General features: G+C 67.5%; 21 protein-coding genes. 7 read left to right on the top strand and 14 right to left on the bottom strand.

The genetic code is table 11. From position 1 onward, the window contains the following. Nucleotides 1–99 precede the first annotated feature (99 nt). Nucleotides 100–1275, bottom strand: coding sequence for a BaiN/RdsA family NAD(P)/FAD-dependent oxidoreductase (locus BOX17_RS13345; protein ID WP_071945331.1), 1176 nt, complete (start codon nucleotides 1273–1275; stop codon nucleotides 100–102). Nucleotides 1276–1518: 243 nt separating this feature from the next. Between BOX17_RS13345 and BOX17_RS13340 the strand changes: the two genes are divergently transcribed. Together BOX17_RS13340 and BOX17_RS13335 are read left to right on the top strand one after the other, a co-directional pair. After that, nucleotides 1519–2613, top strand: coding sequence for an efflux RND transporter periplasmic adaptor subunit (locus BOX17_RS13340; RefSeq protein WP_071945329.1), 1095 nt, complete (start codon nucleotides 1519–1521; stop codon nucleotides 2611–2613). After that, complete coding sequence (locus BOX17_RS13335; RefSeq protein WP_071945327.1) at nucleotides 2613–5726, top strand: efflux RND transporter permease subunit; 3114 nt, start codon at nucleotides 2613–2615, stop codon at nucleotides 5724–5726. Before BOX17_RS13340 ends, BOX17_RS13335 begins: the two co-directional genes overlap by 1 nt. 33 nt (nucleotides 5727–5759) lie before the next feature. Here the strand turns inward: BOX17_RS13335 and BOX17_RS13330 are convergent, their stop codons facing one another. Next, the gene (locus BOX17_RS13330; protein ID WP_071945325.1) at nucleotides 5760–7346 is read right to left on the bottom strand and encodes a gamma-glutamyltransferase family protein; all 1587 of its coding nucleotides are present in this window, start codon (nucleotides 7344–7346) and stop codon (nucleotides 5760–5762) included. A gap of 255 nt (nucleotides 7347–7601) precedes the next feature. Beyond that, nucleotides 7602–8252, bottom strand: coding sequence for a GntR family transcriptional regulator (locus BOX17_RS13325; RefSeq protein WP_071945323.1), 651 nt, complete (start codon nucleotides 8250–8252; stop codon nucleotides 7602–7604). Nucleotides 8253–8409: 157 nt separating this feature from the next. Between BOX17_RS13325 and BOX17_RS13320 the strand changes: the two genes are divergently transcribed. Both BOX17_RS13320 and BOX17_RS13315 read left to right on the top strand, forming a co-directional pair. Continuing rightward, entirely contained in the window at nucleotides 8410–8985 is a 576-nt protein-coding gene (locus BOX17_RS13320; RefSeq protein ID WP_071945321.1) for a chromate transporter, read from the top strand. Beyond that, complete coding sequence (locus tag BOX17_RS13315; protein WP_071945319.1) at nucleotides 8982–9512, top strand: chromate transporter; 531 nt, start codon at nucleotides 8982–8984, stop codon at nucleotides 9510–9512. The genes BOX17_RS13320 and BOX17_RS13315 overlap by 4 nt, the downstream gene beginning before the upstream one ends. Before the next feature lie 4 nt (nucleotides 9513–9516). Here BOX17_RS13315 and BOX17_RS13310 read toward each other — a convergent pair whose 3' ends face one another. Beyond that, nucleotides 9517–9942 carry a DUF3617 domain-containing protein gene (locus BOX17_RS13310; protein WP_071945317.1) on the bottom strand — a complete coding sequence of 142 codons (426 nt, stop codon included), beginning with the start codon at nucleotides 9940–9942 and terminating at the stop codon, nucleotides 9517–9519. A gap of 203 nt (nucleotides 9943–10145) precedes the next feature. Between BOX17_RS13310 and BOX17_RS13305 the strand changes: the two genes are divergently transcribed. After that, a complete protein-coding gene (locus BOX17_RS13305; protein WP_071945315.1) occupies nucleotides 10146–10529 on the top strand; it encodes a SpoIIAA family protein in 384 nt (127 codons plus the stop codon). A 179-nt stretch (nucleotides 10530–10708) separates the two neighbouring features. Here BOX17_RS13305 and acuI read toward each other — a convergent pair whose 3' ends face one another. The 3 genes from acuI to BOX17_RS13290 form a co-directional block, all read right to left on the bottom strand. After that, on the bottom strand, nucleotides 10709–11692 hold the full coding sequence (gene acuI / locus BOX17_RS13300; protein WP_071945313.1) for an acrylyl-CoA reductase (NADPH): 984 nt from the start codon (nucleotides 11690–11692) through the stop codon (nucleotides 10709–10711). A gap of 66 nt (nucleotides 11693–11758) precedes the next feature. Next, nucleotides 11759–12409, bottom strand: a complete 651-nt coding sequence (acuR, locus tag BOX17_RS13295; protein ID WP_071945311.1) for an acrylate utilization transcriptional regulator AcuR — start codon at nucleotides 12407–12409, stop codon at nucleotides 11759–11761. A 144-nt stretch (nucleotides 12410–12553) separates the two neighbouring features. Next, nucleotides 12554–13609, bottom strand: a complete 1056-nt coding sequence (locus BOX17_RS13290; RefSeq protein WP_083582167.1) for a YeiH family protein — start codon at nucleotides 13607–13609, stop codon at nucleotides 12554–12556. Between the two features lie 435 nt (nucleotides 13610–14044). On the opposite strand from BOX17_RS13290, the gene BOX17_RS13285 reads away from it, so the two are divergent. Continuing rightward, nucleotides 14045–14533 carry a universal stress protein gene (locus BOX17_RS13285; RefSeq protein ID WP_071945309.1) on the top strand — a complete coding sequence of 163 codons (489 nt, stop codon included), beginning with the start codon at nucleotides 14045–14047 and terminating at the stop codon, nucleotides 14531–14533. Between the two features lie 165 nt (nucleotides 14534–14698). Here the strand turns inward: BOX17_RS13285 and BOX17_RS13280 are convergent, their stop codons facing one another. The 7 genes from BOX17_RS13280 to BOX17_RS13250 all read right to left on the bottom strand — a co-directional run bounded on the left by BOX17_RS13280 (nucleotide 14699) and on the right by BOX17_RS13250 (nucleotide 21754). After that, nucleotides 14699–15817 (bottom strand): alkene reductase, encoded by a 1119-nt coding sequence (locus tag BOX17_RS13280; RefSeq protein ID WP_071945307.1) that lies wholly within the window; start codon nucleotides 15815–15817, stop codon nucleotides 14699–14701. A 158-nt stretch (nucleotides 15818–15975) separates the two neighbouring features. Then, the gene (locus tag BOX17_RS13275) at nucleotides 15976–17232 is read right to left on the bottom strand and encodes an NAD(P)/FAD-dependent oxidoreductase (RefSeq protein WP_164508642.1); all 1257 of its coding nucleotides are present in this window, start codon (nucleotides 17230–17232) and stop codon (nucleotides 15976–15978) included. A gap of 79 nt (nucleotides 17233–17311) precedes the next feature. Then, the gene (locus tag BOX17_RS13270; RefSeq protein ID WP_244272143.1) at nucleotides 17312–17938 is read right to left on the bottom strand and encodes an amino acid ABC transporter permease; all 627 of its coding nucleotides are present in this window, start codon (nucleotides 17936–17938) and stop codon (nucleotides 17312–17314) included. An 82-nt stretch (nucleotides 17939–18020) separates the two neighbouring features. Continuing rightward, complete coding sequence (locus BOX17_RS13265; protein ID WP_071945301.1) at nucleotides 18021–18707, bottom strand: amino acid ABC transporter permease; 687 nt, start codon at nucleotides 18705–18707, stop codon at nucleotides 18021–18023. 123 nt (nucleotides 18708–18830) lie between these two features. Continuing rightward, complete coding sequence (locus BOX17_RS13260) at nucleotides 18831–19631, bottom strand: ABC transporter substrate-binding protein (RefSeq protein WP_071945299.1); 801 nt, start codon at nucleotides 19629–19631, stop codon at nucleotides 18831–18833. Nucleotides 19632–19732: 101 nt separating this feature from the next. Then, a complete protein-coding gene (locus BOX17_RS13255) occupies nucleotides 19733–20473 on the bottom strand; it encodes an amino acid ABC transporter ATP-binding protein (protein ID WP_164508657.1) in 741 nt (246 codons plus the stop codon). Between the two features lie 363 nt (nucleotides 20474–20836). Next, nucleotides 20837–21754, bottom strand: coding sequence for a LysR family transcriptional regulator (locus tag BOX17_RS13250; RefSeq protein ID WP_244272142.1), 918 nt, complete (start codon nucleotides 21752–21754; stop codon nucleotides 20837–20839). A gap of 140 nt (nucleotides 21755–21894) precedes the next feature. Here BOX17_RS13250 and BOX17_RS13245 point away from each other — a divergent pair, with 140 nt between their 5' ends. Beyond that, a complete protein-coding gene (locus tag BOX17_RS13245; protein WP_071945297.1) occupies nucleotides 21895–23178 on the top strand; it encodes an NAD(P)/FAD-dependent oxidoreductase in 1284 nt (427 codons plus the stop codon). Nucleotides 23179–23265 lie beyond the last annotated feature (87 nt).

Raw genomic sequence — 23265 nt, 5'->3', positions numbered from 1 at the left:
ACACCGACCGGCGATCGCCTGTTCGTCGTCCTGGTATCGGACAGCCGCTTCCACGCGGACGGGGATGGCGCCCGGTGACGCCAAGGTGGATGAAGCCCCTTAGACGGCGTGTCCGCAGGCCACCCCCGACGCCCAGGCCCACTGGAAGTTGTGTCCTCCCAGCTCGCCGGTGACGTCCAGCACCTCGCCGATGAAGCACAGCTGAGGCAGCTCGTTGACCGCGAAGGTCTTCGACGAGATCGACCGTGTGTCCACCCCGCCCAGCGTCACCTCGGCCGTTCGCCAGCCCTCAGTGCCGGCGGGCTTGACCCGCCAGTCGTCGAGACGCGCGGCCCAGGCCGCCAGTCGCTCGTTGGAGCACTCGGCAAGCACCCCGTCGTCGCCGTGCCACTCCACCAGCGCCTGGGCGAGACGCTTCGGCAGTCGCTCGGCCAGCCAGGTGGAGAGGCGACGCCGTGGCGTCTCACGGCGCGCCGCGGCCAGCGCCTCGAAGGCATCGGTGCCGGGCAGCAGATCGATGGAGAGGGTGTCGCCGGGTTGCCAGACGCTGGAGATCTGCAGCATCGCCGGCCCGGAGAGGCCGCGATGGGTGAAGAGCATCGGTTCCCGGTAGCGCCGCCCGCGGCAGCTGACTGCCACCTCGACGCTGACCCCAGCCAGGGCCTCGGCCCGGGCCTTCCACTGCGAAGTGAGGGTGAAGGGCACCAGGGCGGCCCGAGTGTCGGTGACCTCGAGGCCGAACTGCCGGGCGAGATCATGGCCGAACCCCGTGGCGCCCATGGTGGGAATGGAAAGGCCCCCGGTCGCCACCACCACGGCGCCGGCATCGATGCGTCCCGCCGAGGTGGACAGCCGCATGCCCTCCCCCGCCCGCTCGACACGCTCGATGGAGGTCTTCAGGCGGATCGTCACGCCGGCCCAGTCGCACTCGGTCAGCAGCACCCGCAGGATCTCCTTGGAGGAGTCGGCGCAGAACAGCTGGCCCGGCGTCTTCTCCACGTACTCGACGCCGTGGCGATCCACCAGCTCGACGAAGTGCTCCGGCCGGTAGCGCTTCAGCGCCGAGATGCAGAAGGCCGGGTTGTCGGAGGTGAAGTTCGCCGGCCCGCTGGCCAGGTGGGTGAAGTTGCAGCGCCCCCCGCCGGACATCAGGATCTTCTTGCCGGCCTTGTTGGCATGGTCCACCACCAGCACCCGCCGCCCGGCATAGCCGGCGGTCAGCGCACACATCAGCCCGGCGGCGCCGGCGCCGATCACCACCACATCGTAAGTCACGGCCTTGCTCTCCCGCTGGGAATCGATCCAGGCCGCGCATTCTAGCAGCCCCTCGCCGCGCCGCCGACCAGGGTGCCGGCCCCGCGCACTGGTCATTTCTGTACAAGAATTATACATTAAGGGCACGCCTTATCACTTGTGCATTGTTGCCACACTCTGCCGACCCCGGGCGATTAGGCTGTAAGGAGCGCCCCCACGAGCGAGCGGGCGCCCGTTCATCGCTCCACCACAAGACGGCACACCATGACCCCATCGCGAACTCGCCTGTCCCTCCTGATCGGCCTGGCCCTGCTGGTGCTCTCCCCGCTGCTGGCCGCCCAGCAACCCACCCCGGTGATCGCCGCGCGGGCGAGCCTCGCCGACTGGTCCGACCCCCTCGAGGCCTTGGGCACCCTGCACGCCGACGAGAGCGTGACCCTCTCCGCCACCGTCACGGAGACCATCGCCGAACTGACCTTCGAGGGGGGCGAGCGGGTGTCGGCCGGCGAGCTGCTGGTGCGCCTGTCCGACGACGAGCAGCAGGCGGACCTGCGGGTCGCCCAGGCGCTGCGCGACGAGCGCCGCAACGCCGTCAACCGTCTCGCCCAGCTGCAGAGCCGCAACCTGGCGCCGCGGGCCGAAGTGGAGGATGCCAGGGCCCGGCTGCGGCAGGTGGAGGCGGAGATCCAGGCCCTGGAGGCCCGCCTGGCCGACTACCGCATCCAGGCGCCCTTCGACGGCATCGTGGGCTTCCGCAACGTCAGCGTGGGCACCCTGGTGACGCCGGGGACCGAGCTTGCCACCCTGGACCGGCTCGACGTCATGAACCTCGACTTCACCCTCCCCGAGCTGGCCCTGGGGCAGGTGGCGCCGGGCCTGACGCTGACCGCGACCAGCGCGGCCTTTCCGGACACGACCTTCCGGGGGGAGGTGGCGAGCATCGGCACCCGGGTCGACCCGGTCAGCCGCAGCATCACGGTGCGCGCCGAGCTGGACAACCCGGGGCTCCGGCTGCGCCCCGGCATGCTGATGCAGGTGACCCTGCAGCGCGCTCCTCGGGAGGCGGTGGTGATTCCGGAGGCCGCCCTGATCCCGAAAGGGCAGCGCCAGTTCGTGCTGGTGCTCCAGAGCGACGGGGAGGCCTATCGGGTCGAGGAGCGCCAGATCCGCATCGGCGCCCGCCGCGAGGGCGAGGTCGAGGTCCTCGAGGGACTGGCGGTGGATGACCTGGTGGTCGCCCACGGCACCGAGCGGGTGCGCGACGGCCAGCCGACCCGCCTGCTCGGCATCCTCGACGACGACACCACCGTCCCGGAGCTGCTGCGGCGCGGACGGGACAACGCGGAGGCCAACGGCTGATGCGCCTCTCCGATCTATCCGTCCAGCGTCCGGTGCTGGCCGTGGTGATGGCCGCCCTGATCGTGGCCTTCGGCCTGCTGGCCCTGCAGCGACTGCCCCTCCAGGAATACCCCTCCATCGACCCGCCGGTGGTCTCCATCGACACCCGCTATCCCGGCGCCTCGGCCAGCGTGGTGGAGAGCCGCATCACCCAAGTGCTGGAGGACCGCATCGCCGGGGTGGCGGGCATCGAGGTGATCTCCTCCTCCAGCGAGGACGGCCGCTCCAGCATCAACGTGGAGTTCGGGCTCGACATGGACATCGATGCGGCCGCCAACGACATCCGCGACCGCATCTCCGGAGCCCGGGACAACCTGCCCGAGGAGGCCAGCCCGCCGGAAGTGCAGAAGGCCGATTCCAGCTCCGAGGTGGTGATCTGGTTCTCGCTGACCGGCGAGGGGTACAGCGTGGCGGAGCTGACCGACTACGCCGACCGCTACCTGGTGGATCGCTTCTCGGTGCTGCCCGGCGTCGCCCAGGTGCGGGTGGGAGGCGGCCGCGAATACGCCATGCGCGTGTGGCTCGACGCCGACGCCCTGGCCGCCCGCGGCCTCACGGTGGGCGACGTGGAGGACGTGCTGCGCGACGAGAACGTCGAGCTGCCGGGCGGGGCCCTGGTCTCGGAGGCCCGCCAGTTCATCGTGCGCCTGCCGCGCAGCTTCGCCACGCCCGACGACTTCCGTCGGCTGGCCCTGGACGAGGGCGGCGACGGCTACCTGGTCCGCCTGGGCGACGTCGCCCGGGTGGAGATCGGCGCCGTGGAGGAGCGCACCATCTTTCGCGGCAACGGGGTGCCCATGGTCGGGCTGGGACTGATGAAGCAGTCCACCGCCAACGTGCTGGAGATCTCGGAGGGCGCCAAGGCCGAGATGGCGCGCCTGCAGGGCACCCTGCCCGGGGGCATGTCGCTGACGCTGAACTTCGACTCCTCGGTGTTCGTCTCAGGGGCCATCGGCCAGGTGGTGCAGACGCTGTTCATCGCCATGGCCCTGGTGGTGGTGGCCATCTTCCTGTTCCTGGGCAACGTGCGCACCACCTTCATCCCGGCCGTGACCGTGCCCATCGCCCTGATCGGCGCCTTCGCGGCCCTGGCAGTGCTGGGCTTCAGCATCAACCTGCTGACGCTGCTGGCGCTGGTGCTGGCCATCGGCCTGATCGTCGACGATGCCATCGTGGTGCTGGAGAACATCCACCGGCGAATGCAGGAACTCGGCGAGACGCCGCTGGTGGCGGCCTTCCGGGGGACCCGGCAGATCGCCTTCGCGGTGATCGCCACCACCCTGGTTCTGGTGGCGGTGTTCGTTCCCCTGAGCCTTCTGCAGGGCGACATCGGCCGGCTCTTCTCGGAGTTCGCCCTCACCCTGGCCGCCGCCGTGGTCATCTCCAGCCTGCTGGCGCTGACCCTGACGCCGATGATGGCCTCCAAGATCCTCAAGGCCGACATGCATGACGGCCGCCTGGCCCGCGCCGTGCAATGGAGCCTCGTGCACGCCCGCCGGGGCTATCGCCGGCTGCTGGTACGGGTGCTCGGGCTGCGCCTGCTGGTGCTGGCGCTGTTTCTCGGCATCCTCGGCGGCATGGTGTGGCTCAATGAGCAGTTGCCCAACGAGTACACCCCCAAGGAGGATCGCGGCAACTTCTTCGTGCTGGTCAACGGCCCGCCCGGCGCCACCTACGACTACATGCTCGACTACATGAACGAGATCGAGACCCGCCTGCTGCCTCTCACCGAGCGCGGCGAGATCGAGCGGATCCTGGTGCGCGCCCCCCGCGGCTGGGGCAACATCGAGAACTTCAACAGCGGCTTCGTCATCGTCAACCTCGCCGACTGGGGGGAGCGCCGGTCGGCCTGGGCGATCATGGACGAGATCCGCGGACGCCTCGCCGACCTGCCCGGCATCCGGGCCTTCCCGGTGATGCGACAGGGCTTCGGGTCGCGGGTCGAGAAGCCGGTCCAGTTCGTGCTCGGCGGCGGGACCTTCGACCAGCTGGCCGAGTGGCGGGACACCCTGCTTGAGCACCTGCGCGAGGACAACCCTCGCCTGACCGGACTGTCCAGCGACTACGAGGAGAACCAGCCGCAGCTGCGCGTGGACATCGACTACACCCGCGCCGCCGCCCTGGGCGTGACCGTCACCGAGATCGGCCGCACCCTGGAGACCCTGCTGGGCGGCCGGTCCGTGACGCGCTACGTGGATGACGGCCAGGAGTACGACGTCATCCTGGAGGGGGAGCCGGGTGCCCGGCCGAGCCCCCGCTCCCTGGAGAGCATCCGGGTGCGCTCCGACCGCTCGGGCGAACTGATCCCGCTGGGCAGCCTGGTGACGATGAGCGACTTCGCCGGCCCCAGCACCCTGAACCGCTTCAACCGCGTGCGCGCCATCACGATCGAGGCCGACCTGGCGGACGGCTACCCCCTCGGCGAGGCGCTGGCCTACCTGGAGGCCACGGTGGACGAGATCCTGCCGCCGGAGGCCCAGACCGACGTCAAGGGGGCCTCCCGGGACTACCAGGAGGCCAGCGGCGCCACTGCCTTCCTGCTGGGCCTGGGCATCCTGGTGGTCTTCCTGGTGCTGGCGGGCCAGTTCGAGAGCTTCGTCCACCCCTTCGTGATCATGCTCACCGTGCCCCTGGCGATCTGCGGTGCCCTGCTGGGGCTCTACCTCACGGGGCAGTCGTTGAACATCTACAGCCAGGTGGGACTGGTCATGCTGGTGGGGCTCGCGGCGAAGAACGGCATCCTGATCGTGGAGTTCGCCAACCAGCTGCGCGACCGGGGCATGGCCTTCCGGGAGGCCCTGGTGGAGGCCTCGGTGACCCGGCTGCGCCCCATCGTGATGACCGCCGTGACTACCATGGCAGGCGCCGTGCCGCTGATCCTCTCCAGCGGCGCCGGCGCCGAGACGCGCCTGGTGATCGGCATCGTCATCCTCTGCGGCCTGGCCGCGGCCACCCTCTTCACCCTCTTCGTGGTGCCGGTGGCCTACGACCTGCTGGCCCGGCGGACCGGCTCGCCCGGGGACGTCGCCCGCCGCCTGGCGCACGAGATGGGCGAGGAGGCCGCCGGCCACTGAGGCCGGCGGCACCCCTCTCGTCCCGCCGGCGATTCAGCAGCCGGCCGCGCCCCCGTCGCTGCGGGGATCGTGGGCGCCCTCGATCAGGCCATCGGGGTGGTGAACGATGGCGCCGGCATGGCCCATGGTGTCGCTGTAGGCCTCGTCGAGCACCTCGACATCGTGGCCCACCGAGCGCAGGGCGTCGGCCATCGGGCCGGCGAGGCGCGACTCGAGCTTGAGGCTGGTGCTCGACTCCCCCCAGGTGCGGCCAAGCAGCCAGCGTGGGGCACTGACCGCCTGCTGCAGCGGCTCGCCGAACAGCGCATAGCGCGAGTAGACCGCCGCCTGGGTCTGGGGCTGCCCCTCGCCACCCATGGTGCCGTAGACCATGGTGCGGCCGTCCCGGAAGCGCGCCAGGGCCGGATTGAGGGTGTGGAACGGCTTGCGCCCCGGCCCGAGCGCCCGCAGGTGCCGCTCGTCCAGGGAGAAGCTGATCCCGCGGTTCTGCCACAGCACCCCCGTCTCGGGGAGCACCACGCCACTGCCGAACTCCCAGAAGATGCTCTGGATGAAGCTGACACCGCGTCCCTGGTCATCGACGGCCCCCATCCAGATGGTGTCCCCAGGCACCGGCTCGTGGGGCCAGGGCAGCGCCCTGTCCATGCGGATCTCGCCGGCCTCCTGCGCCAGCGCCGACTCCTCGAGCAGCGACTGGAGGTCGATGTCCAGATGCTCCGGGTCGGTGACATGCCGGTCGCGCAGCAGGAAGGCCCGCTTGGTGGCCTCGATCAGGCCATGCAGGTGCGCGGCACTCTCCCCCTCGGTCACCCCGAGCCGCTCGAAGAGCCCGAGGATCATCAGCGAGGCCACCCCCTGGGTGGGCGCCGGCAGGTTGTAGAGGGTCGCGTCCTTCAGGGCGAGTTCCAGGGGCGTGACCCGCCGGGCGCGATAGTCGCTGAAGTCCTGACGGCACAGGGGACTGCCCAGGGCGGCCAGGTCGGCCGCCATGCTGTCGGCGAGCTCGCCCCGGTAGAAGTCGTCCAGTCCCGCCCGGGCCAGACGTTCCAGGGTGGCCGCGAGCCGCGGCTGGCGCAGCCGCTCCCCCTCGCGAGGCACCTCGCCATCCTGCAGGAAGGCCTCGGCGAATCCCGGGCTGCTCGAGAGGGCCGGGGCATGGCGGGCCGTCAGGGCCTGCTGGCTGCGCGATACCGCCACGCCCTCGCGGGCGTAGTGGATGGCATCGCCCAGCAGGCGCGCGAGCGGAAGGGGCTCTCCCCAGGAAGACGCCACCTCGAGTGCCTCGCGCCAGCCGTCCACGGTGCCGGCCATGGTCAGGGCCGCACGCGGACCGCGTTCCGGGATGGCGTCGTGACCGGCATAGAAGGCAGGCGTGGCCTGGCCGGCCGCCGGCCCGCAGGCATCGATGGCCACCGGGGGCTTGCCCGGCTCGTGAATCAGCCAGAAGCCATCACCGCCGATGGCATTCATGTGGGGATAGGCCACGGCGATGGTGGCCGCGGCGGCCACCATCGCCTCGACGGCATTGCCCCCCTCTCGCAGCACGTCCCGCCCGGCTTCCGCGGCGAGGTGGTGCGGCGCCGTGCACATGCCGCCATAGCTGCGTCGTGTATGGATCATCGGTGTTCCTTGTCGTCATTAAGGGGGCAGGAACCGGGGCACGGCGTCGCACCGTGGGCCCTTCCGGCCTGTCGCCGAGGGCCGTCAGGTCGCGATGGAGCCAGGACGGGGCCTCGGCAACGGCCATGCCATAAAATCGATTTTTATCAGACCTGCAGGTTTTTTTCCAACGCGCCAGACGTCCGCCGGGTGGCGCTTCCCTCCTTCTCCGCAACGGGATGGCACCGAGACCGCAAGGGAGGAAGCCGCCGGTGATCAGTCGCGACAGCTTTCCAGGGCGACCTGGTAGGAGAGCAGGACATGGTTCTCGAGGCACAGGCTGGCGGCCCGGGTCTCGCGCTTCAGGGCGAGTTCCACGAGCTGGTCGTGCTGGGCATCGAGGACCTCGCGGATGGACGGATTGTCCGGCGCACGCCGCCGGTAGCGGTCGAACTGGTCATGCAGCTGCTCGATGAAGCGCAGCAGCCAGGGCGAGCCGCAAGGCGCCACCAGGGTCCGGTGAAAGTGGAGGTGCAGCGCCTCCCACTGCTCCACCGAGTCGCCGTCGGCGCGGCGCAGCCGATGGGCCGCGGCCAGCAGGGCCGACTCCCATTCGGCATCGCCATAGCGCATGGCCTGCTCCAGCGCCATGCACTCGAGCCGGCGGCGCATCTCGGCGATGTCGTCCAGCTCGGCGCGGTCGAGACCGGGCACCCGAAAGCCGCGCTGGTTCTCCTGGATCAGGAGCCCATAGGCCGCCAGCTTGTTCAGCGCCTCGCGCAGGGGGCTCAGCCCCACCTCATAGCGCGCCTTGAGGGTATTGATAGCGATCTTCTCGCCGGCCTTGAAACGCCCGTTGACGATGTCCTGACGCAGCCGCTCGAAGACACGGCTGGCATGGGTGAGCGGAGAGGCGGGCTTGGCCATCGAGAACTCCTTGACGCGTGGAGGCGCGGTCTGCCCGACGGAACCCGCCTTGACCCCGGGGACCGGGCAACCTTACCTTGGGCCAGGATAATCGATTTTTCATGCCCCTGTCTCTCCCGACACGGGACGGTGTCGACATGTCCCCAGGAGTGCCCGGATGTCAGTGCCCCCCTCGCCTCCCCTCAGGCCGCTCTTCTGGGCCTTCCTGCGCATCGGCCTGCTCGGCTTCGGCGGCGGCCCCTCGATGATCCCGCTGATCCAGCAGGAGGTCGTCAAGCGCCATGGCTGGATGGACGAGGAGGCCTTCGGCGACGTCCTGGCCATCGCCAACACCCTGCCCGGCCCCATCGCCACCAAGATGCCCGGCTACATCGGCTACCGGGTGGCCGGGGTCAGCGGCTGCGCGATCGCCGTGCTGGCGGTGATCGTGCCGATGATCGTCGCCATGATCGCCCTGCTGGGCGTCTTCAGCCGCTACCGCGACGTGAGCTGGATCCAGGGCATGAGCCAGGGCGTGGTGCCGGTGGTGATGGTGATGATGGTGCAGCTGACCCTGGACTTCTGGAACAAGTCGCGGCTGGCCATCGGGGTCTGGGTCAGCCTGGGCATGGCCGGGGTGGCCGGAGGACTGATCTACTGGCTCGGGGTGCACCCGGGGCTGGTCATCGGCGCCCTGCTGCTGGCGGCCCTGGTCACGCCAGTCGCCCGCCGGGAACAGGAGGCCGGTCGATGATCTACTGGCAGCTGTTCCTGGCCTTCTTCATTCCCAACATCATCGGCTACGGCGGGGGGCCGGCGATCATCCCGCTGATCGAGGCCGAGGTGGTCGGGCGCCATGGCTGGATGAGTGCCCAGACCTTCGCCGAGACGCTGGCACTGGGCAATGCGCTGCCGAGCCCCATCGCGACCAAGATGGGAGGCTACATCGGCTACGAGGTCGCCGGCTGGGGAGGGGCGCTGGTCGCGGTCCTGGCCACCGTGGTGCCCTCCCTGCTGCTGATGCTGGGCGCCCTGGGCCTGCTCTACCGCCATCGCGAATCGCCGCGCGTCCGGCGGATGAGCCAGTGGGTTCGCCCCGTCATCGCCATGATGATGGCCTGGCTGGCCCTGGGCTTCCTGCAGGCCGGAGTGGCCGACTCTGGGTGGGGCCACACGCTGCTTATCGCCGTCGCCGCGGCGTTCGCCCTGCTGCGCTTCCGCGTCCACCCGGCCCTGGTGGTACTGGGCGGGCTGCTCTACGGTGCACTGCTGCTGGGCTAGCGACTCAGCAGTCGCCGATGCGCTGGCCGTCGATGGCGGTGGTCATCCTGAGCTGGCCCGCGGAGGAGTCGACCAGGATGTCGACGTTGCCCTCGACCCGCTCGCCGAGGAAGTCCATGCGGCCGATGATGCTGGCCTCCCCCCCCTCGGCCCGGCACACCATGCGGTAGTCCATGCCATCGACCGTGACCTGCTGATCGAGCAGTTCGCAGCCCTCCTCCTCCTCGATGAAGCTGAACTCCTCGTCCTCGAGATCGCCCTGGGCGATGCACTCCTCGTGGCTCTGGGTCTGGTCGGGGATCGGCAGGTCCCCTCCCACGGAGGTGGTGCTGGTGAACGCCCACTGGCCCGGGACGATGTTGGGGGCCTCGGCGACGGCGGCCAGCGGCATCGCCAGCAGCAGGCTGGCAAGAAGGTGACGGAACGGCATGCGGGAACTCTCCCTGGGGTTGGATGGGCGGCCTGGCCTTCGTTACGGACACCAGCATAGCCTAATCGCCCTCGCCTCCCCATCGCGGCGTCGAGCCCGCCCCCTCGAGGGCAGGTCACCCCGTGGGCCGAGGTGTCCTGCGAAGCCGATATGACAGCGCCGGAACGCTAAGCTGAAAGGAGGCGCCATCGAAGGAGACGACCATGCTGGAACTCATCCCCGCGGAGGAACCCCATGTGGTGGCCCTGCGCGCCAGCGGCAGGGTGGATGCCGACGACCTGCAGCAGGCCATCGATGCCATCGAGCAGGCCAAGCAGGCCCATCCCAGGGTCAGCCTCTATGCCGAGATCGACGACATGCGCTGGATGACCTTCACCGCCCTGCTGCGTGACCTGGGCTATGGGCTGACCCAGATCGGCGAGCTGTCGCACTACCACCGCATCGCGGTGGTCACCGACCGGCCCTGGCTCCGGCCGCTGGCCGAGCTCGAGAACCGTCTCTTCCACCCCCTGGAGGTCCGGGTCTTCCCTGCCCGCGAGAGGGCCGGGGCCCTGGCGTGGATACGCCACCTGCCCGAGGCGACCTGAGCCGGGGCCGGCCGTCACACGGCGGCGATGGTGTTCGAGCCTGCCTGTTCGACCCTGCCGTGAGCATGGGGCGACCGGAGTGGCCCCCGCAGGATAGCGGAGCCGGAAACGACGAGGGGGCACGCCAGTGGCGTGCCCCCTCGCAGGATGAGGCCAGGCAGGTCGTCCCTGCCCCGCCGTCAGCGCGACATGTCCACCACGACCCGGCCGCGGACCCGGCCCGCCAGCAGTTCACCCGCCGTGTCGACGGCCTCCTCCAGTGAGATCGTCCGGGTGATGGCGTCCAGCTGCTCCGGAGAGAGCAGCTCCCCGAGCCGACGCCAGGCCTCGACGCGATCCGCGTAGGGCCGCATCACGCTGTCGATCCCCGCCAGGGTCACGCCCCTCAGGATGAAGGGGGCGACGCTGGACGGCAGGTCCATGCCCTGGGCCAGCCCGCAGGCCGCCACGGTGCCGCCGTAGCGGGTCGAGGCCAGGACGTTGGCCAGGGTGTGGCTGCCCACCGAGTCGATGGCCCCCGCCCAGCGCTCCTTGGCCAGGGGGCGCCCCGGCTCGGAGAACTCGGCCCGGTCGATCACCGACTCGGCGCCGAGACCCTTGAGGTAGTCCGTCTCCTCGAGACGGCCGGTGGAGGCCACGACGCGGTAACCCAGCCGGGAGAGCAGCGCGATGGCGTAGCTGCCGACGCCGCCGTTGGCCCCGGTCACCAGCACCTCACCCTGATCCGGGGTGACGCCCTGATTCTCCAGCGCCATCACCGAAAGCATGGCAGTATATCCGGCCGTGCCGATGGCCATGGCCTGGCGGGCGCTGAAGGCCGACGGCTGGGGAATCAGCCAGCGGCTGTCCAGACGAGCCTTCTCGGCCAGCCCGCCCCAGTGCTTCTCGCCCACGCCCCAGCCGTTGAGCAGCACGGCGTCGCCGGGCTGGTAGGCCTCGGCCGTCGAGCTCTCGACCGTACCCGCCAGGTCGATCCCGGGCACCATGGGGAACTGGCGGACCACCGGCCCCTTGCCGGTGATGGCCAGGGCATCCTTGTAGTTGAGGGTGCTGCAGTCGACCCGCACCGTGACATCGCCGTCCGGCAGGCGCGACTCGTCCAGCGTCTGGACCCCGACCTGCTGTCCCTCGTCGTTCTTGTCGATCAGAATGGCCTTGAACATCGTGCACCTCATTATGGAACTGGCATGTATCCATCGGTCGTTTACAGACCGATCGTCTATGAGACGTCACGAAGAAGCCTCCGCCTGTCGCGGCAGCCCCTCCATGTACGTCATGATGAAGGTCTCCAGGGGGCTCGCCCGACGCTCGAGGCGGGCCCGCATCACGGCCCCCTCCCAGCCGATCCAGAAGGCCTCGGCGAGCCTGTCGCAGTCAGCGCCCGGATCGAGTTCGCCGGCCGCCTGGGCCTCGCGCAGGCAGCGGGCCAGGCGCCGCTGCCAGTCAGCCAGGGTCGCCCGGAGCCACGCCCGGAACCCCTCCGGCAGGCCGCTCGCCTCCTGCCCCAGGTTGCCCACCAGGCAGCCCCGGCGGAAGTCGTGGCGCGCCATGCCGTGGGTGGCATCGGCGACGAAGGCCTCGATGCGCGCCAGCGGCGAGCGCGTGGCATCTTCCAGGTGGCGATCCAGCTTCTCCGCGAAGTAGGCGCCGTAGTGCTCCATCACGGCCCGTCCGAACGCCTCCTTGCTCTCGAAGTAGTAGTAGAACGAGCCCTTGGGCACGCCGACGCGCTTGAGGATGCCGTCGATCCCGGAGACCACGAAGCCCTGTTCGGTCAGCACCTCGGTGCCGCTGCGGATCAGGGCCGCCCGGGTATCGGGATCATCGCGCGGCACCCTGGGGGGCCGGCCGCGTCGTGGCTTGGAGGTCGCGTGTGTCATGCCCACCAATATAGACCGACTGTCTATAAAATCAAGCAGGCCGGATGAGGCACCCGCCTCCAGATCCCGGGCAGAGATGCAAGAGGCCCGCCAGCGGACGCTGACGGGCCTCTTCATCTCAGGGATTGGTCGGGCGGCGGGCGATCAGGTCCCCAGGCCGGCGACCAGCACCACGCCGAGCACCACGACCAGCAGGACGAGGGTCTCCAGGGCCATCAGGATCACCGGCTTCCACCCCACCACCGCCAGCTTCTGGAACGAGGTCTTGATGCCCAGCGCCGCGATGGCGGTGACCAGGCACCAGCGGGATAGGGTCGACATCCCCTCGTTCACCGCCTCGGGAATGAGCCCCAGGCTGTTGATCAGAACCAGGACCACGAAGCCCACCAGGAAGCTTGGCAGCATCGGCACCTTGGTCGCAGCGCCCTCCTCCTGGCGCGAGGCCCGGAAGAGCCACATGAAGACCATCACCGCCGGCACCAGCATGGCCACGCGCACCAGCTTGACCAGCGTGGAGATGTCACCGGTCTCCTCCGAGATCATGTAGCCGGCCCCCACCACCTGGGCCACGTCGTGGATGGTGCCGCCCAGGAAGATCCCCGCCTGGGCATTGGCGAGTTCCAGGACCCCGGCGATCAGCGGATAGGTCACCATCGCCATGGTCGAGAGCGTGGTCACCCCGACCACCGTGAGGATGGTGTTGCGCTCGTGAGTGTCGTGACGCGGCATCACCGCCGAGAGAGCCAGGGCCGCCGACGCCCCGCAGATGGCCACGGCGCCGCCGGTCAAGAGCCCGAGGTCGCGATCCAGGCCCAGCGCCCGGGCCAGTACCGACCCCATGGCGATGACCAGTGCCACAGCACCGACTACGGTGAGCACGGGCCCGAACCCCAGGTCGCCCACCTGGGTGAGGGTCATCCGCGCCCCCAGCAGTGCCACCCCCAGCCGCAGCACGGTGCTGGCGGCGAACTCGACGCCCTCGCGGCAGCGCCCCTCCTCGCTCAGGAAGTGCAGCGACATGCCGAACAGCAGGGCGTAGAGCAGCGTCGGCCCCCCGTAATGGTCGGCGATGAAGGTGGTGGCCAGGGCGATGGTGACGCACACCAGCAACCCGCGGCCGATGGCGCGGACGCTGCCGAGCCGCAGGGCGAGACGGGCTCTCCAGTCCGCGGCCGAGGTGGTGAGGTTGTGAGGTTTCATGTGGCTGCTCTCCTGGTCTCGTCTGGTGGACGAGTGCCCTGCCCGCCTCCGGGTGATGGGGATGACCGATCGCCCGGCGCGCGATTGACCGCGCAGAGCCACCTGGCACCGGCCACAGGACTCCGCTCGCCGGTGCAGACCGCAGTGGGGTCACCCGGCAGAGGGTAAAGGCTCGCATGATACGGTCATATCCCTCACCCAGCATCGATCCCTGGAGGATTGATGCGGATCTCGAATGGACCGGAGATGGTATTGCGATGAACGGAGCAGGCCTGATCGCAGGTCACGACCAGACGGAAGTCGCCCATGGCATGACCCGGAACGGCCCTCATGATGATCTCACTCGCCGAGGCCGAGTACGATAAGCTTACGCTTGTTACCCATCACTGATATTGCGGGGCGGTGCACCGACACCGTGCCCCGGGAGGAGGCATCATGAGTCAAGGCATTCGTCGGATCCTGTGCTGCGTGGGGTTGAAGATCGACTGCGACCCGGTGCTCGAGCAGGCCGTGACCCTCGCCGTGGCCACCGGCGCCGAGGTCGACGTCCTGCACGCGGTCAAGTCCCTGTCCGATGACGTCGTGAACACGCTGCGGGTCAATATCCCCGACCGTCACATCCTCGACACCCTGAGGGATCAACGCCTCAAGGAGGCCAAGGAGGTCCTGGATTCAAAGATCGAGACCTTCTGGGCGGGCCATCCCGAGCTGCGCGAGGCGTATGGCTATCGGGAACTGCCGTGCAGCGTCCTGGAGGGCTACCCCGCCCAGGTGATCACCGACTACGCCCGGCGCACCAGCAGCGACATGATCGTGCTCGCCGCCAACAAGCGCCGTTCGGCCACCTATGCAGGCAAGATCACCAAGGGCGTGATCAAGCGCTCGCCCGTGCCGGTCGTCGTGGTGCCCCCGCGCAAGTCGTGATCCTGCCGAGGGCCGGCTTCCACGCCGCGAAGCACGCCCGGTGACGCCTGACACCTCGGTACTCGGGACGACGCCCTTCCGGGAAGACGGGAGAAAGGGCTCGCCTCCCGCCAGCGGGGAGTGAAGGCCCGATGGGGTCATCGGGCTGAACGGGGGCTGGCGCGGTCAAGCGAGACGGTCGAAGCCGTTATCCAGGAACGGATAGTCGGTGTAGCCCCTCTCGTCGCCGCCGTAGAAGGTCTCGGGATTCGGCTCGTTGAGCGCGGCGCCCACGCGGAAGCGCTCGACCAGATCGGGGTTGGCGATGTAGGAGCGACCGATCGCCACCGCATCGGCGATGCCCTCTTCGATGATCCGCTCGGCACGCGCCGCATCGTAGTGGCCGCAGAAGATCAGGCTGCCGGTGAAACGCTCACGCATCGCGCGACGGAAATCATCGCTGAACGTGATGTCGCCGCCTGCCCAGTCGGGCTCGTTGACGTGCACATAGGCGAGGCCGCGCTGGGACAGCTGCTCGAGCAGGTAGAACGTCATCTCCTCGGATTCGTCATCGGTCAACCCGAAGAGCTCGATGAACGGCGTCAGGCGAATGCCGGTACGGTCCGCGCCGACTACCTCGATGACCGCATCGACCACCTCCAGCGGGAAGCGCGCACGATTCTCGATCGAACCGCCGTACTGGTCGGTGCGCCGGTTGGTGCCGGTAGCCAGGAACTGGTTCAGCAGGTAGGCGTTGGCGGCGTGAACCTCGACCATGTCGAAGCCTGCCCGCCTGGCGCGAATGGCCGCCTGGCGGTAGTCGTCGACGATGCCGGGCAGCTCGTGCGTCTCCAGCGCCCGCGGGGTACTGGTCTCGTGCTGGCCGGCCGTGCCGTCCTCGAACTCGACGAAGCACTTGGCGCCCTCCCCCTTCAGCGCGCTCGGCGCCACCGGGGCCTGGCCGTCGGGCTGCACCAGCTCGTGGGAGACGCGCCCCACGTGCCAGAGCTGGAGTGCCATGCGTCCGCCCTTGGCGTGCACGGCGTCCACGACGCCCTTCCAGCCGGCTTCCTGTTCGTCGGTCCAGATGCCGGGGGTATACACGTAGCCCCTCGCGGTGGGCGAGATGTTGGTCGCCTCGCTGATGATCAGACCCGCACCGGTACGCTGACCGTAGTAGGCTTCCTGCAGCTTGCCCGGAACGCTGTCGGGCGTGCGGACCCGGGTCAGCGGCGCCATCAGGATGCGGTTGGGCAGCGTCAGGCTGCCCAGGCGGGTCGGTGTCAGCAGGGTGTCGTAGGCCATGCGGCAACTCCCTTGTCGATGGGTTCGGATCTCGGCTCGGCGCCTTGTCGCATTGGCGCCTCGCATGATTAGACCAGTTTACTAGCAACCCCGAAAGCTGACTACCCCCGCTAATAGTTAACGCGATAATAGAATGTGAGGGCGACGGCGCGGCGCCGTCAGGCGAAGCGCTGTGCCGAGTAGGGTTGCAGGTCGATGGACGTCGGCTCGCCAGCCACCAGCTGGGCCACAAGTTGCCCGGTGATGGCCCCCGTGGTGATGCCGACCTGCCCGTGCCCGAAGGCATAGACCACGTTGCGGCAGCGTGATGCCCGGTCGATCACCGGCAGGGTGTCCGGCATGAACGGGCGATACCCCATCCATTCCTTCCCTTCCACGGATGCGATCCCGGGAAAGAGGCGCCTGGCCTGCTGGGCGATGGTCCTGGCGCGCCGGAAGTCGGGCGCGTGATCCAGCCCCCCCATCTCGATGGTGCCGCCGATGCGCAGGCCGCCCTCCATGGGCGTGACCACGAAGCCGCCGGCGGAGTAGGTGATCGGGTGCCGCAGCCGGACGCCGGCGTCGCCGACGGTGGTGGAATAGCCCGCCAGCGCCTCGAGGGGCACAGCGTCGCCCAGCCCGGCGGCCAGCGTCCTGGACCAGGCACCTGCGGCGATGACGACATGATCGGCGGCCATGTCCTCCTGCCCCTCCACCCGCAGGGAGGTGGCGACGCCGTTGTCGTGGTCGATCCCCGTGACCCTGCCGGCGACGAACCGCCCCCCCTGCTCCAGGAAGAGGCCATGCAGCGACCTCACCAGGCGCGCGGGATCCGCGAAGTAGACCCACCCCTTCAGGCGCACCGCGCAGGCAAAGTCATCGGCCAGGTCCGGCTCCAGGGCACGCAGCTCGTCATGCGGCACGAAGTCGTGCCCGAACCCGCGCTCGCGACGCATCTCGAGATCGGCGCGATCCCGGTGGAACTCCGCTGCCGTTTCATACACCACCAGGGTTTCCCGGGGCTTCAGGATATCGCGGATGCCGGCGGCCTCGAGCCAGGGCTCGTAGGCCCCCAGGGCCCGCTCGGTCAGTGCCGCCAACCCGAGGCTGCTGGCCCGGACGCGCGAGGGTCGGGCGGCCATGAGGAAGCGCGTCATCCAGGGCAGCAGCGTCGGCAGGTAGCTCGGACGAATGCTCAACGGGCCCTTGGCGTCCAGCAACCAGCCCGGGACCTTCTTGAACGTGCCGGGCTTGGCGAAGGGCACCACGGCGCCCACGGCCATCAGTCCGCAGTTACCGGCCGAGGCGCCCGCCGCCGGGTCGCGCGCTTCCACCAGCGTGACGCGATAGCCTCGCTTCTGCAGCTCCAGGGCGCTGCACACGCCGACGATGCCGGCACCGATCACGGCCACGCGCTGCTGGGTTTCGGGTGCCACTCTGGTTGCTGGTTCCACTGTGCTAATGCCCTCGACACGATGATGAATTCAGGCCGCTGCCGGCCCGGCCTGACAGCGATCAGGCATTCTCCTGGGCTGCCGCCGAGGACCCCACGCGACGCTCGGCCCAGCGAGCGAACCGCAGCACCGGATAGCAGTACACGAAGTACAGGCCCGCGATCAGCGCGTAGATGAACATGGTGTCCTGGGGCATCCGCAGGATGGAGGTCTCGCCCTGGCGGGTGAGCTCGGACAGCCCGATGACGGAGAGCACGGCCGTGCTCTTGATCACGATGACGTACACGCTGGCCATGGGCGGCACCGTCAGCCGCAGGGCCTGGGGCACAATGATGTGGTAAAGCCGCTGGGCCTTGGTCATGCCGCAGGCGCGAGCGGCCTCTTCCTGGCCTCTCGGCACGGCATCGATGGCCGATGCCACTATGGCCGTCACGTAGCTGGCGGTGTAGAGCGTCAGCGACACGATGGCGGCGGTATAGCTGTCGAACTGCAGCCAGGCAATGCCGAGCGACGGCAGGACGAAGTAGATCAGGTAGAGCTGCACCAGGTAGGGCGTGCCCCGGAAGAAGTGCATGTAGGCATCGATGCCGAGACGCAGCGCCCGGGAATCCAGGGTCTTCATGATGCCCAGGACGGCGCCGAGCAGGCTGCCCAGGATGATGGCGATCATGGAGACCTGAAACGTCATCCAAAGCCCATGCAGGAGAAAGGGGGACAGACTGTCCACCACCTGCCATTTCTGTGCGAACCATTCCATGAGAGATCCCCCGCTAGGTGGCGTAAGTGGCCGTGCCACCCAGCTTGCGTTGAATGAAGCCCGAGGCGACCAGCATCATCAGGTAGATGAGCAGGTAACAGATCGCCGTGGTGACGTAGCTTTCAGTGGCCGAGACGGTTTCCGAGAACATGATCAGGCCCGCCCCCATCAGCTCGAAGACGGCGATGATGCTCAGAAGCGACGTGTCCTTGAGCAGCACCACGGCCTGTCCCAGCAGAGGCGAGATCAGCTTGGCAATGGCCTGGGGAAGGATGATGTGGTACATCGCCTGGGCGCTGTTCATCCCGACCGCCTGGGCTCCTTCCGTCTGTGTCTTCGGAACGGAGACGATGCCGGCACGGATGATCTCGGCCATGTAGGGCGTCGTGTGAAGGGTGAGTGCGATGATGCCGGTCTGCGTCTCATCGAAGAAGTTGCCGATCAGGCCCGGCAGGCCGTAATAGACGAGATAGATCTGGATCAGCAGGGGCGTTGCCCGCACGAACTGGATGTAGGCGGCTGCCGTGCGCCACATCACGCTGATCGACGACATCCGCATGAGTGCCAGAAAGATTCCGAAAAACACTGACAAGCCAAGGCACACCAGCGTGATCCATACGGTATTGAAGATGCCGTTGAGGAATGTCTCGAAATAATCGGAAACAATGCGGAAGTTATATATTCCATTAAGCCAGTTCATGTTTGGCCTCTTGGGACAGCATATGAGCTATTCATTGTTATCACAGGAGTCGACGGGGTAAGCGTGAAAGTCAAAGCAGGCCTGCCGAGGCAGGCCTGTCAGTCATGTCGATGATGCAGGAAATTACTTGTGGTCGGCTTCCCAGTCGGTGCTGTTCCACCAGTAGTCCAGCAGCTCCTGGTGGCGACCGTCATGCTCGATCAGGCGCAGGAAGTTGTTGAGCGCCAGCAGCAGGTGAATCGAGTCCGGACGCACGGCGAAGCCCAGCGGCTCCTTGTTGAGCGTGCCGATGATCTCGAGCTCGTCGTTCTGCTTGAGGAAGGTCGCCAGGGCGGCCCGGTCGGAGACGCCGGCCTGTACGCGATCGCCTAGCACGGACTGCACCACCTGAGGCGTCGCCCCGGCGTAGGCCTTCAGCTCGGCTTCCGGCAGCTTTTCACGCGCCTGGTCGGCATAGGACGAGGCCTGAGCCGCGCCGATGGCGTAGTCGCCGCTGTTGAGGTCCTTCCAGGAGTCGAGGTCCAGGCCCTTCTTCGCGAAGACCACCACCTCGGAATAGAAGGCCGGCTCGGTGAACAGCATCTGCATGTGACGCTTGGCCGTCGGGGTCATGTCCGCGGCGATGAAATCCACCTTGCCGGAGGTCAGGGCCGGAATCAGGCCTTTCCAGTCGTAGTCCTTGATGACGAGCTCGACCCCCATGTCGTCGGCGAAGGTGCGTGCCATCTCGACGGCCAGACCGGTGCGCTCGCCGTTTTTGTCGATGAAGCTGATGGGGGGCCCCTGGGTCTGCACGGCGATGCTGATCTCGCCGCTGTTGATGATCTTTTCCATGGTGCTCTCATCGGCACTGGCCATCATGGGTGCCGAGGTGGCCATGACACAGGCAAAGGCGGATGTCATCAGGCGTTTCAGGTTTAACATCGGAGAGTCCTCCAGAGTTGTTGTTTTCCTGGTTTTCAATGTGAGCCAACGGGCTCGCTTGGGGTGCCTTCCGGGCACCCCTCATCTGCCTTCATGGCAAATCAGAGAATCTGTTCGAGAAACTTCTTCGCGCGATCGCTTTCCGGCGCGTCGAAGAACCGGTCGGGAGAGCCCTCCTCGATGACACGACCGCCGTCCATGAAGATGACCCGATCCGCGACTTCGCGAGCGAAGCCCATTTCGTGGGTCACGACCGCCATGGTCATGCCGTCGTAAGCCAGCTCCTTCATCAGGCTCAGGACGCCGTTGACGGTTTCCGGGTCCAGGGCCGAGGTGGCCTCGTCGAACAGCATCATCTTCGGCTTCATGGCCAGGGCCCTGGCGATAGCCACGCGCTGCTGCTGCCCGCCGGACAGCTGCCGCGGGTAGTTGTTCTCGCGATCCGGAATACCCACCCGCTCGAGCAGGGCACGGGCGACCCTTTCCGCTTCCTCGCGGTTCTTCTTGAGCACGACGACCTGGGGCAACACGATGTTTTCCAGGCACGTCTTGTTCTCGAAGAGGTTGAAGTGCTGGAAGACCATGCCGACGTCGGCGCGCAGGGTGTTCATGTTGGTCTTCTTGTCGGCCAGGTCCACACCGTCGATGAGGATGTGGCCCTCGTCGATGCTTTCCAGCCCGTTCAGGGTGCGCAGGAGCGTGCTCTTCCCCGAACCACTGGGGCCGATGATGACGACGACCTCGCCTCGGTCGATGTAGTTGGAGACATCGTCGAGCGCCGTGACGACGGTCTTGCCGCCATCGATGCTGAAGCGTCGCGAGATGCGATCAATGACGACCATGCGCTGGTCGGCGCCGCCCTGCTCGGGCTTTGGCCCTGCTTCATTGTTATTGACAGCCATACCACTATCCTTGAGTTTCAACTAATGAAGAACGCTCGAAAAACCGCGCTTCATATTAGTGTTCTTTGTTACCTTCGATAGGCAAGTCCTATGACGGTAGCAACCCCCTACCCATAGACCAAATGAATATATACAAACACTCATTAACTTGGGGTTATGCGCTTGCCCGCCATCAAGGGCCCCGCAGCACCGGGGAGAGGGCGCGAGACCCCAGGCTTCCCCGCAGTCGCGGGGCAGTGTCGAGGACGGAGCGCCCGGCGTAACGGCGGCCGCGGCGATGGGCTCGACCGCTGCGCGGAGTCGCTAGACGGTCTGGTCGGCGATGATCCGGTCGAGGGTCTCGAGAATCTGTTTCCTCAACATCCGGGCAGGCCTCGAGAGGGGCTTGAAGTTCGACCAGATGATGCTGAGCGGTTCGCTCATGGGTATCGAGAACCGCCTGAACACCACGTCGCCCTGGATGAAGGTGCGCTTGTAGTAATGGCGATTGACCGCGTCGATCAGGGCGACCCCGCACCCGCGCTGCACGAACGACAGGGCATTCAGGCTGGTGTTGACCTCGATGGTCGGCAGGAACGTCAGGCCCTCCGCGTGGTAGCTCTCCTGGAGGGCGTGATACAGGCCAGACTCCGGATCGAGGGTGATCCAGGGCTCATCCGCCAGCAGGCGCGGCGAGAGGATATCGTGGTGAGCCATGGGGTGATCCTTGTGGATCGCGCAGTAGACCGGCAACTCGACGCCCTCGACCTCGTATCGATTCGACGGACTGACCCGGTCCGCCAGCCCCACCTCCATCTGGCCCGAGGCCACATACTCGCAGACCGCCCCCGAGTTCATGACCTGCAGGCTGACGTTCAGGCCGGGGTGCTCGTCGATGTAGTCGCTGACGACGTCGGGCAGGAGCCCGTAGCTCGGCCCGAAGATGGTGCCGATGGTGAGCTTGCCCGTCTGCCCATGGCGCGCCCGCTCGAAGCTCTCCTCCAGCCGACGCAGGCTCTGCAGCACGTTCAGCGTTTCCGCATGCAGGAACATCGCTTCCGGCGTCGGGAGCAGGCGCCCTTGCTGTCGAAAGAACAGCTTGTAGTCGAGCTGCTCCTCGAGACTCGCCAGCATCTTGCTGGCCGCCGGCTGGCTGAAGCTCATGCGCTCGGCAGCGACAGACATCTTGCCGGTGGTCATGATCTCGTGGAATAGCCGTAGGTGCTTGATATTCATGGTCATGAGTGGGGATATCCTGAGCCGATGCCTTCAGCCTACGTGCATAACCATTAGTTATCAATAATTGATATATATTCATTATGATTATGCCATGGCCCAGCTACCATGTCGGGACATCATTTCTGGCCACGAGGACAAGACACATGCCAGGCTTTGCTGGGTTCCAGGACTCTCTTTGGACGAAAACGGCGATTTCGGCACCGGAATACCGCACCCTGGAGGGGACGGCCGACTATGACGTCGTGATCGTCGGGGCCGGCTTCACCGGGCTCTCGACGGCGCTGGCGCTGGCCGAAAAGGGTTCCCGCGTCGCCGTCATCGACAGTCACGAGCCTGGCTGGGGGGCCTCGGGCCGCAACGGCGGCCAGATCATTCCCGGCCTGAAGTGGGACCCGGACCAGCTGGTCGAGAAACTGGGCGAGCACCAGGGGCGCAAGGTCTTCGAGTTTGCCAAGAGCAGTTCCAACAAGGCCATCGACATCATCAAGCGGCATGAGCTCGACTGCGACCTTCATGATCAGGGCTGGCTGCAGGCGGTCCACAACGTCAGTGCCCACGAGTCGGCCCTGAAGCGCGCCGAGCAGTGGCGTGAACACGGCATCGACGTGAAGGAACTCTCCGAGGCCGAAGCGGCCCGAAGCATCGGCAGCGACTACTACAAGAGCGCCTTCCTGTATCCCAATGCGGGCACCATCCAGCCCCTGAGCTTCGCGCGGGAGCTGGCGAGGACCATTATCGAGAAGGGGGGGCACGTCTACGAGAACGCCCCGGCCAAGGACATCTCCAAGCGCCAGGGCCGCTGGCAGGTCACCACCGACACCGGGATCCTCAAGGCCGACAAGGTGGTCGTCGCCACCAACGGGTACTCCGATGACCTGATCCCCGACCTGCGGAAGTCCATCGTCGACCTCACCAGCTTCATCGTGGCCACGAAGCCGCTGTCGGCCGAGGCCCAGCGCACGATCTTCCCGGGACGCCAGGGCTGCTCCGACACGCGCAGGGTCCTGACCTACATGCGCATGGATGACGAGGGTCGCCTCCTGCTGGGGGGCCGGGGCTCTTATGCCGATCCCGACTCGGCGGCATCCTTCCGCGATGTGGAGCACAAGCTGGATCGCATCTTTCCCCAGCTCAAGGGGACGGAATGGGAGTCTCGGTGGTTTGGCCGCTTCGCCGTCACGCCCGATTTCCTGCCCCACCTGCACGAGCCGCAGCCCGGCCTCATGTGCATGCTGGGATACTCGGGACGCGGAGTGGCCATGGGCACCGCCATCGGCCAGCCGCTGGCCCAGTACCTCATCGACGGCAACCAGGAAGGCCTGCCGCTGCCCATCACGACGCAGAAGGCCATCCCGTTCTATTCGATGCGGCGACTCGGCATCGTGGCGATGACCAACTGGTATCGGCTTCTGGACCTCTGGGGCTGAGGCCCTAGCACCCTACCCGGCCGGGGGCTCTGCCCCTCTCCTCTTCCGGGAGGGACGACGACCCAGGCGGCGCCGGGCCCGCCATCG

It is taken from the genome of Halomonas aestuarii, assembly GCF_001886615.1.
GTDB lineage: Bacteria > Pseudomonadota > Gammaproteobacteria > Pseudomonadales > Halomonadaceae > Halomonas > Halomonas aestuarii.
Note: the sequence above shows the minus strand (reverse complement) of the source record. Positions and strands in the feature narration are given on the sequence as shown.

Bases quoted from the DNA above. Each gene is read 5' to 3' on its own strand.
- BOX17_RS13250 (WP_244272142.1), bottom strand. From the start codon at position 21,754: ATGACCATGAATATCAAGCACCTACGGCTATTCCACGAGATCATGACC.
- BOX17_RS13335 (WP_071945327.1), top strand. From the start codon at position 2,613: ATGCGCCTCTCCGATCTATCCGTCCAGCGTCCGGTGCTGGCCGTGGTG.
- BOX17_RS13305 (WP_071945315.1), top strand. From the start codon at position 10,146: ATGCTGGAACTCATCCCCGCGGAGGAACCCCATGTGGTGGCCCTGCGC.
- BOX17_RS13325 (WP_071945323.1), bottom strand. From the start codon at position 8,252: ATGGCCAAGCCCGCCTCTCCGCTCACCCATGCCAGCCGTGTCTTCGAG.
- BOX17_RS13260 (WP_071945299.1), bottom strand. From the start codon at position 19,631: ATGTTAAACCTGAAACGCCTGATGACATCCGCCTTTGCCTGTGTCATG.
- acuR (WP_071945311.1), bottom strand. From the start codon at position 12,409: ATGACACACGCGACCTCCAAGCCACGACGCGGCCGGCCCCCCAGGGTG.
- BOX17_RS13270 (WP_244272143.1), bottom strand. From the start codon at position 17,938: ATGACGTTTCAGGTCTCCATGATCGCCATCATCCTGGGCAGCCTGCTC.
- BOX17_RS13320 (WP_071945321.1), top strand. From the start codon at position 8,410: ATGTCAGTGCCCCCCTCGCCTCCCCTCAGGCCGCTCTTCTGGGCCTTC.
- BOX17_RS13310 (WP_071945317.1), bottom strand. From the start codon at position 9,942: ATGCCGTTCCGTCACCTTCTTGCCAGCCTGCTGCTGGCGATGCCGCTG.
- BOX17_RS13285 (WP_071945309.1), top strand. From the start codon at position 14,045: ATGAGTCAAGGCATTCGTCGGATCCTGTGCTGCGTGGGGTTGAAGATC.
- BOX17_RS13265 (WP_071945301.1), bottom strand. From the start codon at position 18,707: ATGAACTGGCTTAATGGAATATATAACTTCCGCATTGTTTCCGATTAT.
- BOX17_RS13245 (WP_071945297.1), top strand. From the start codon at position 21,895: ATGCCAGGCTTTGCTGGGTTCCAGGACTCTCTTTGGACGAAAACGGCG.
- BOX17_RS13330 (WP_071945325.1), bottom strand. From the start codon at position 7,346: ATGATCCATACACGACGCAGCTATGGCGGCATGTGCACGGCGCCGCAC.
- BOX17_RS13290 (WP_083582167.1), bottom strand. From the start codon at position 13,609: ATGAAACCTCACAACCTCACCACCTCGGCCGCGGACTGGAGAGCCCGT.
- acuI (WP_071945313.1), bottom strand. From the start codon at position 11,692: ATGTTCAAGGCCATTCTGATCGACAAGAACGACGAGGGACAGCAGGTC.
- BOX17_RS13340 (WP_071945329.1), top strand. From the start codon at position 1,519: ATGACCCCATCGCGAACTCGCCTGTCCCTCCTGATCGGCCTGGCCCTG.
- BOX17_RS13315 (WP_071945319.1), top strand. From the start codon at position 8,982: ATGATCTACTGGCAGCTGTTCCTGGCCTTCTTCATTCCCAACATCATC.
- BOX17_RS13280 (WP_071945307.1), bottom strand. From the start codon at position 15,817: ATGGCCTACGACACCCTGCTGACACCGACCCGCCTGGGCAGCCTGACG.
- BOX17_RS13255 (WP_164508657.1), bottom strand. From the start codon at position 20,473: ATGGTCGTCATTGATCGCATCTCGCGACGCTTCAGCATCGATGGCGGC.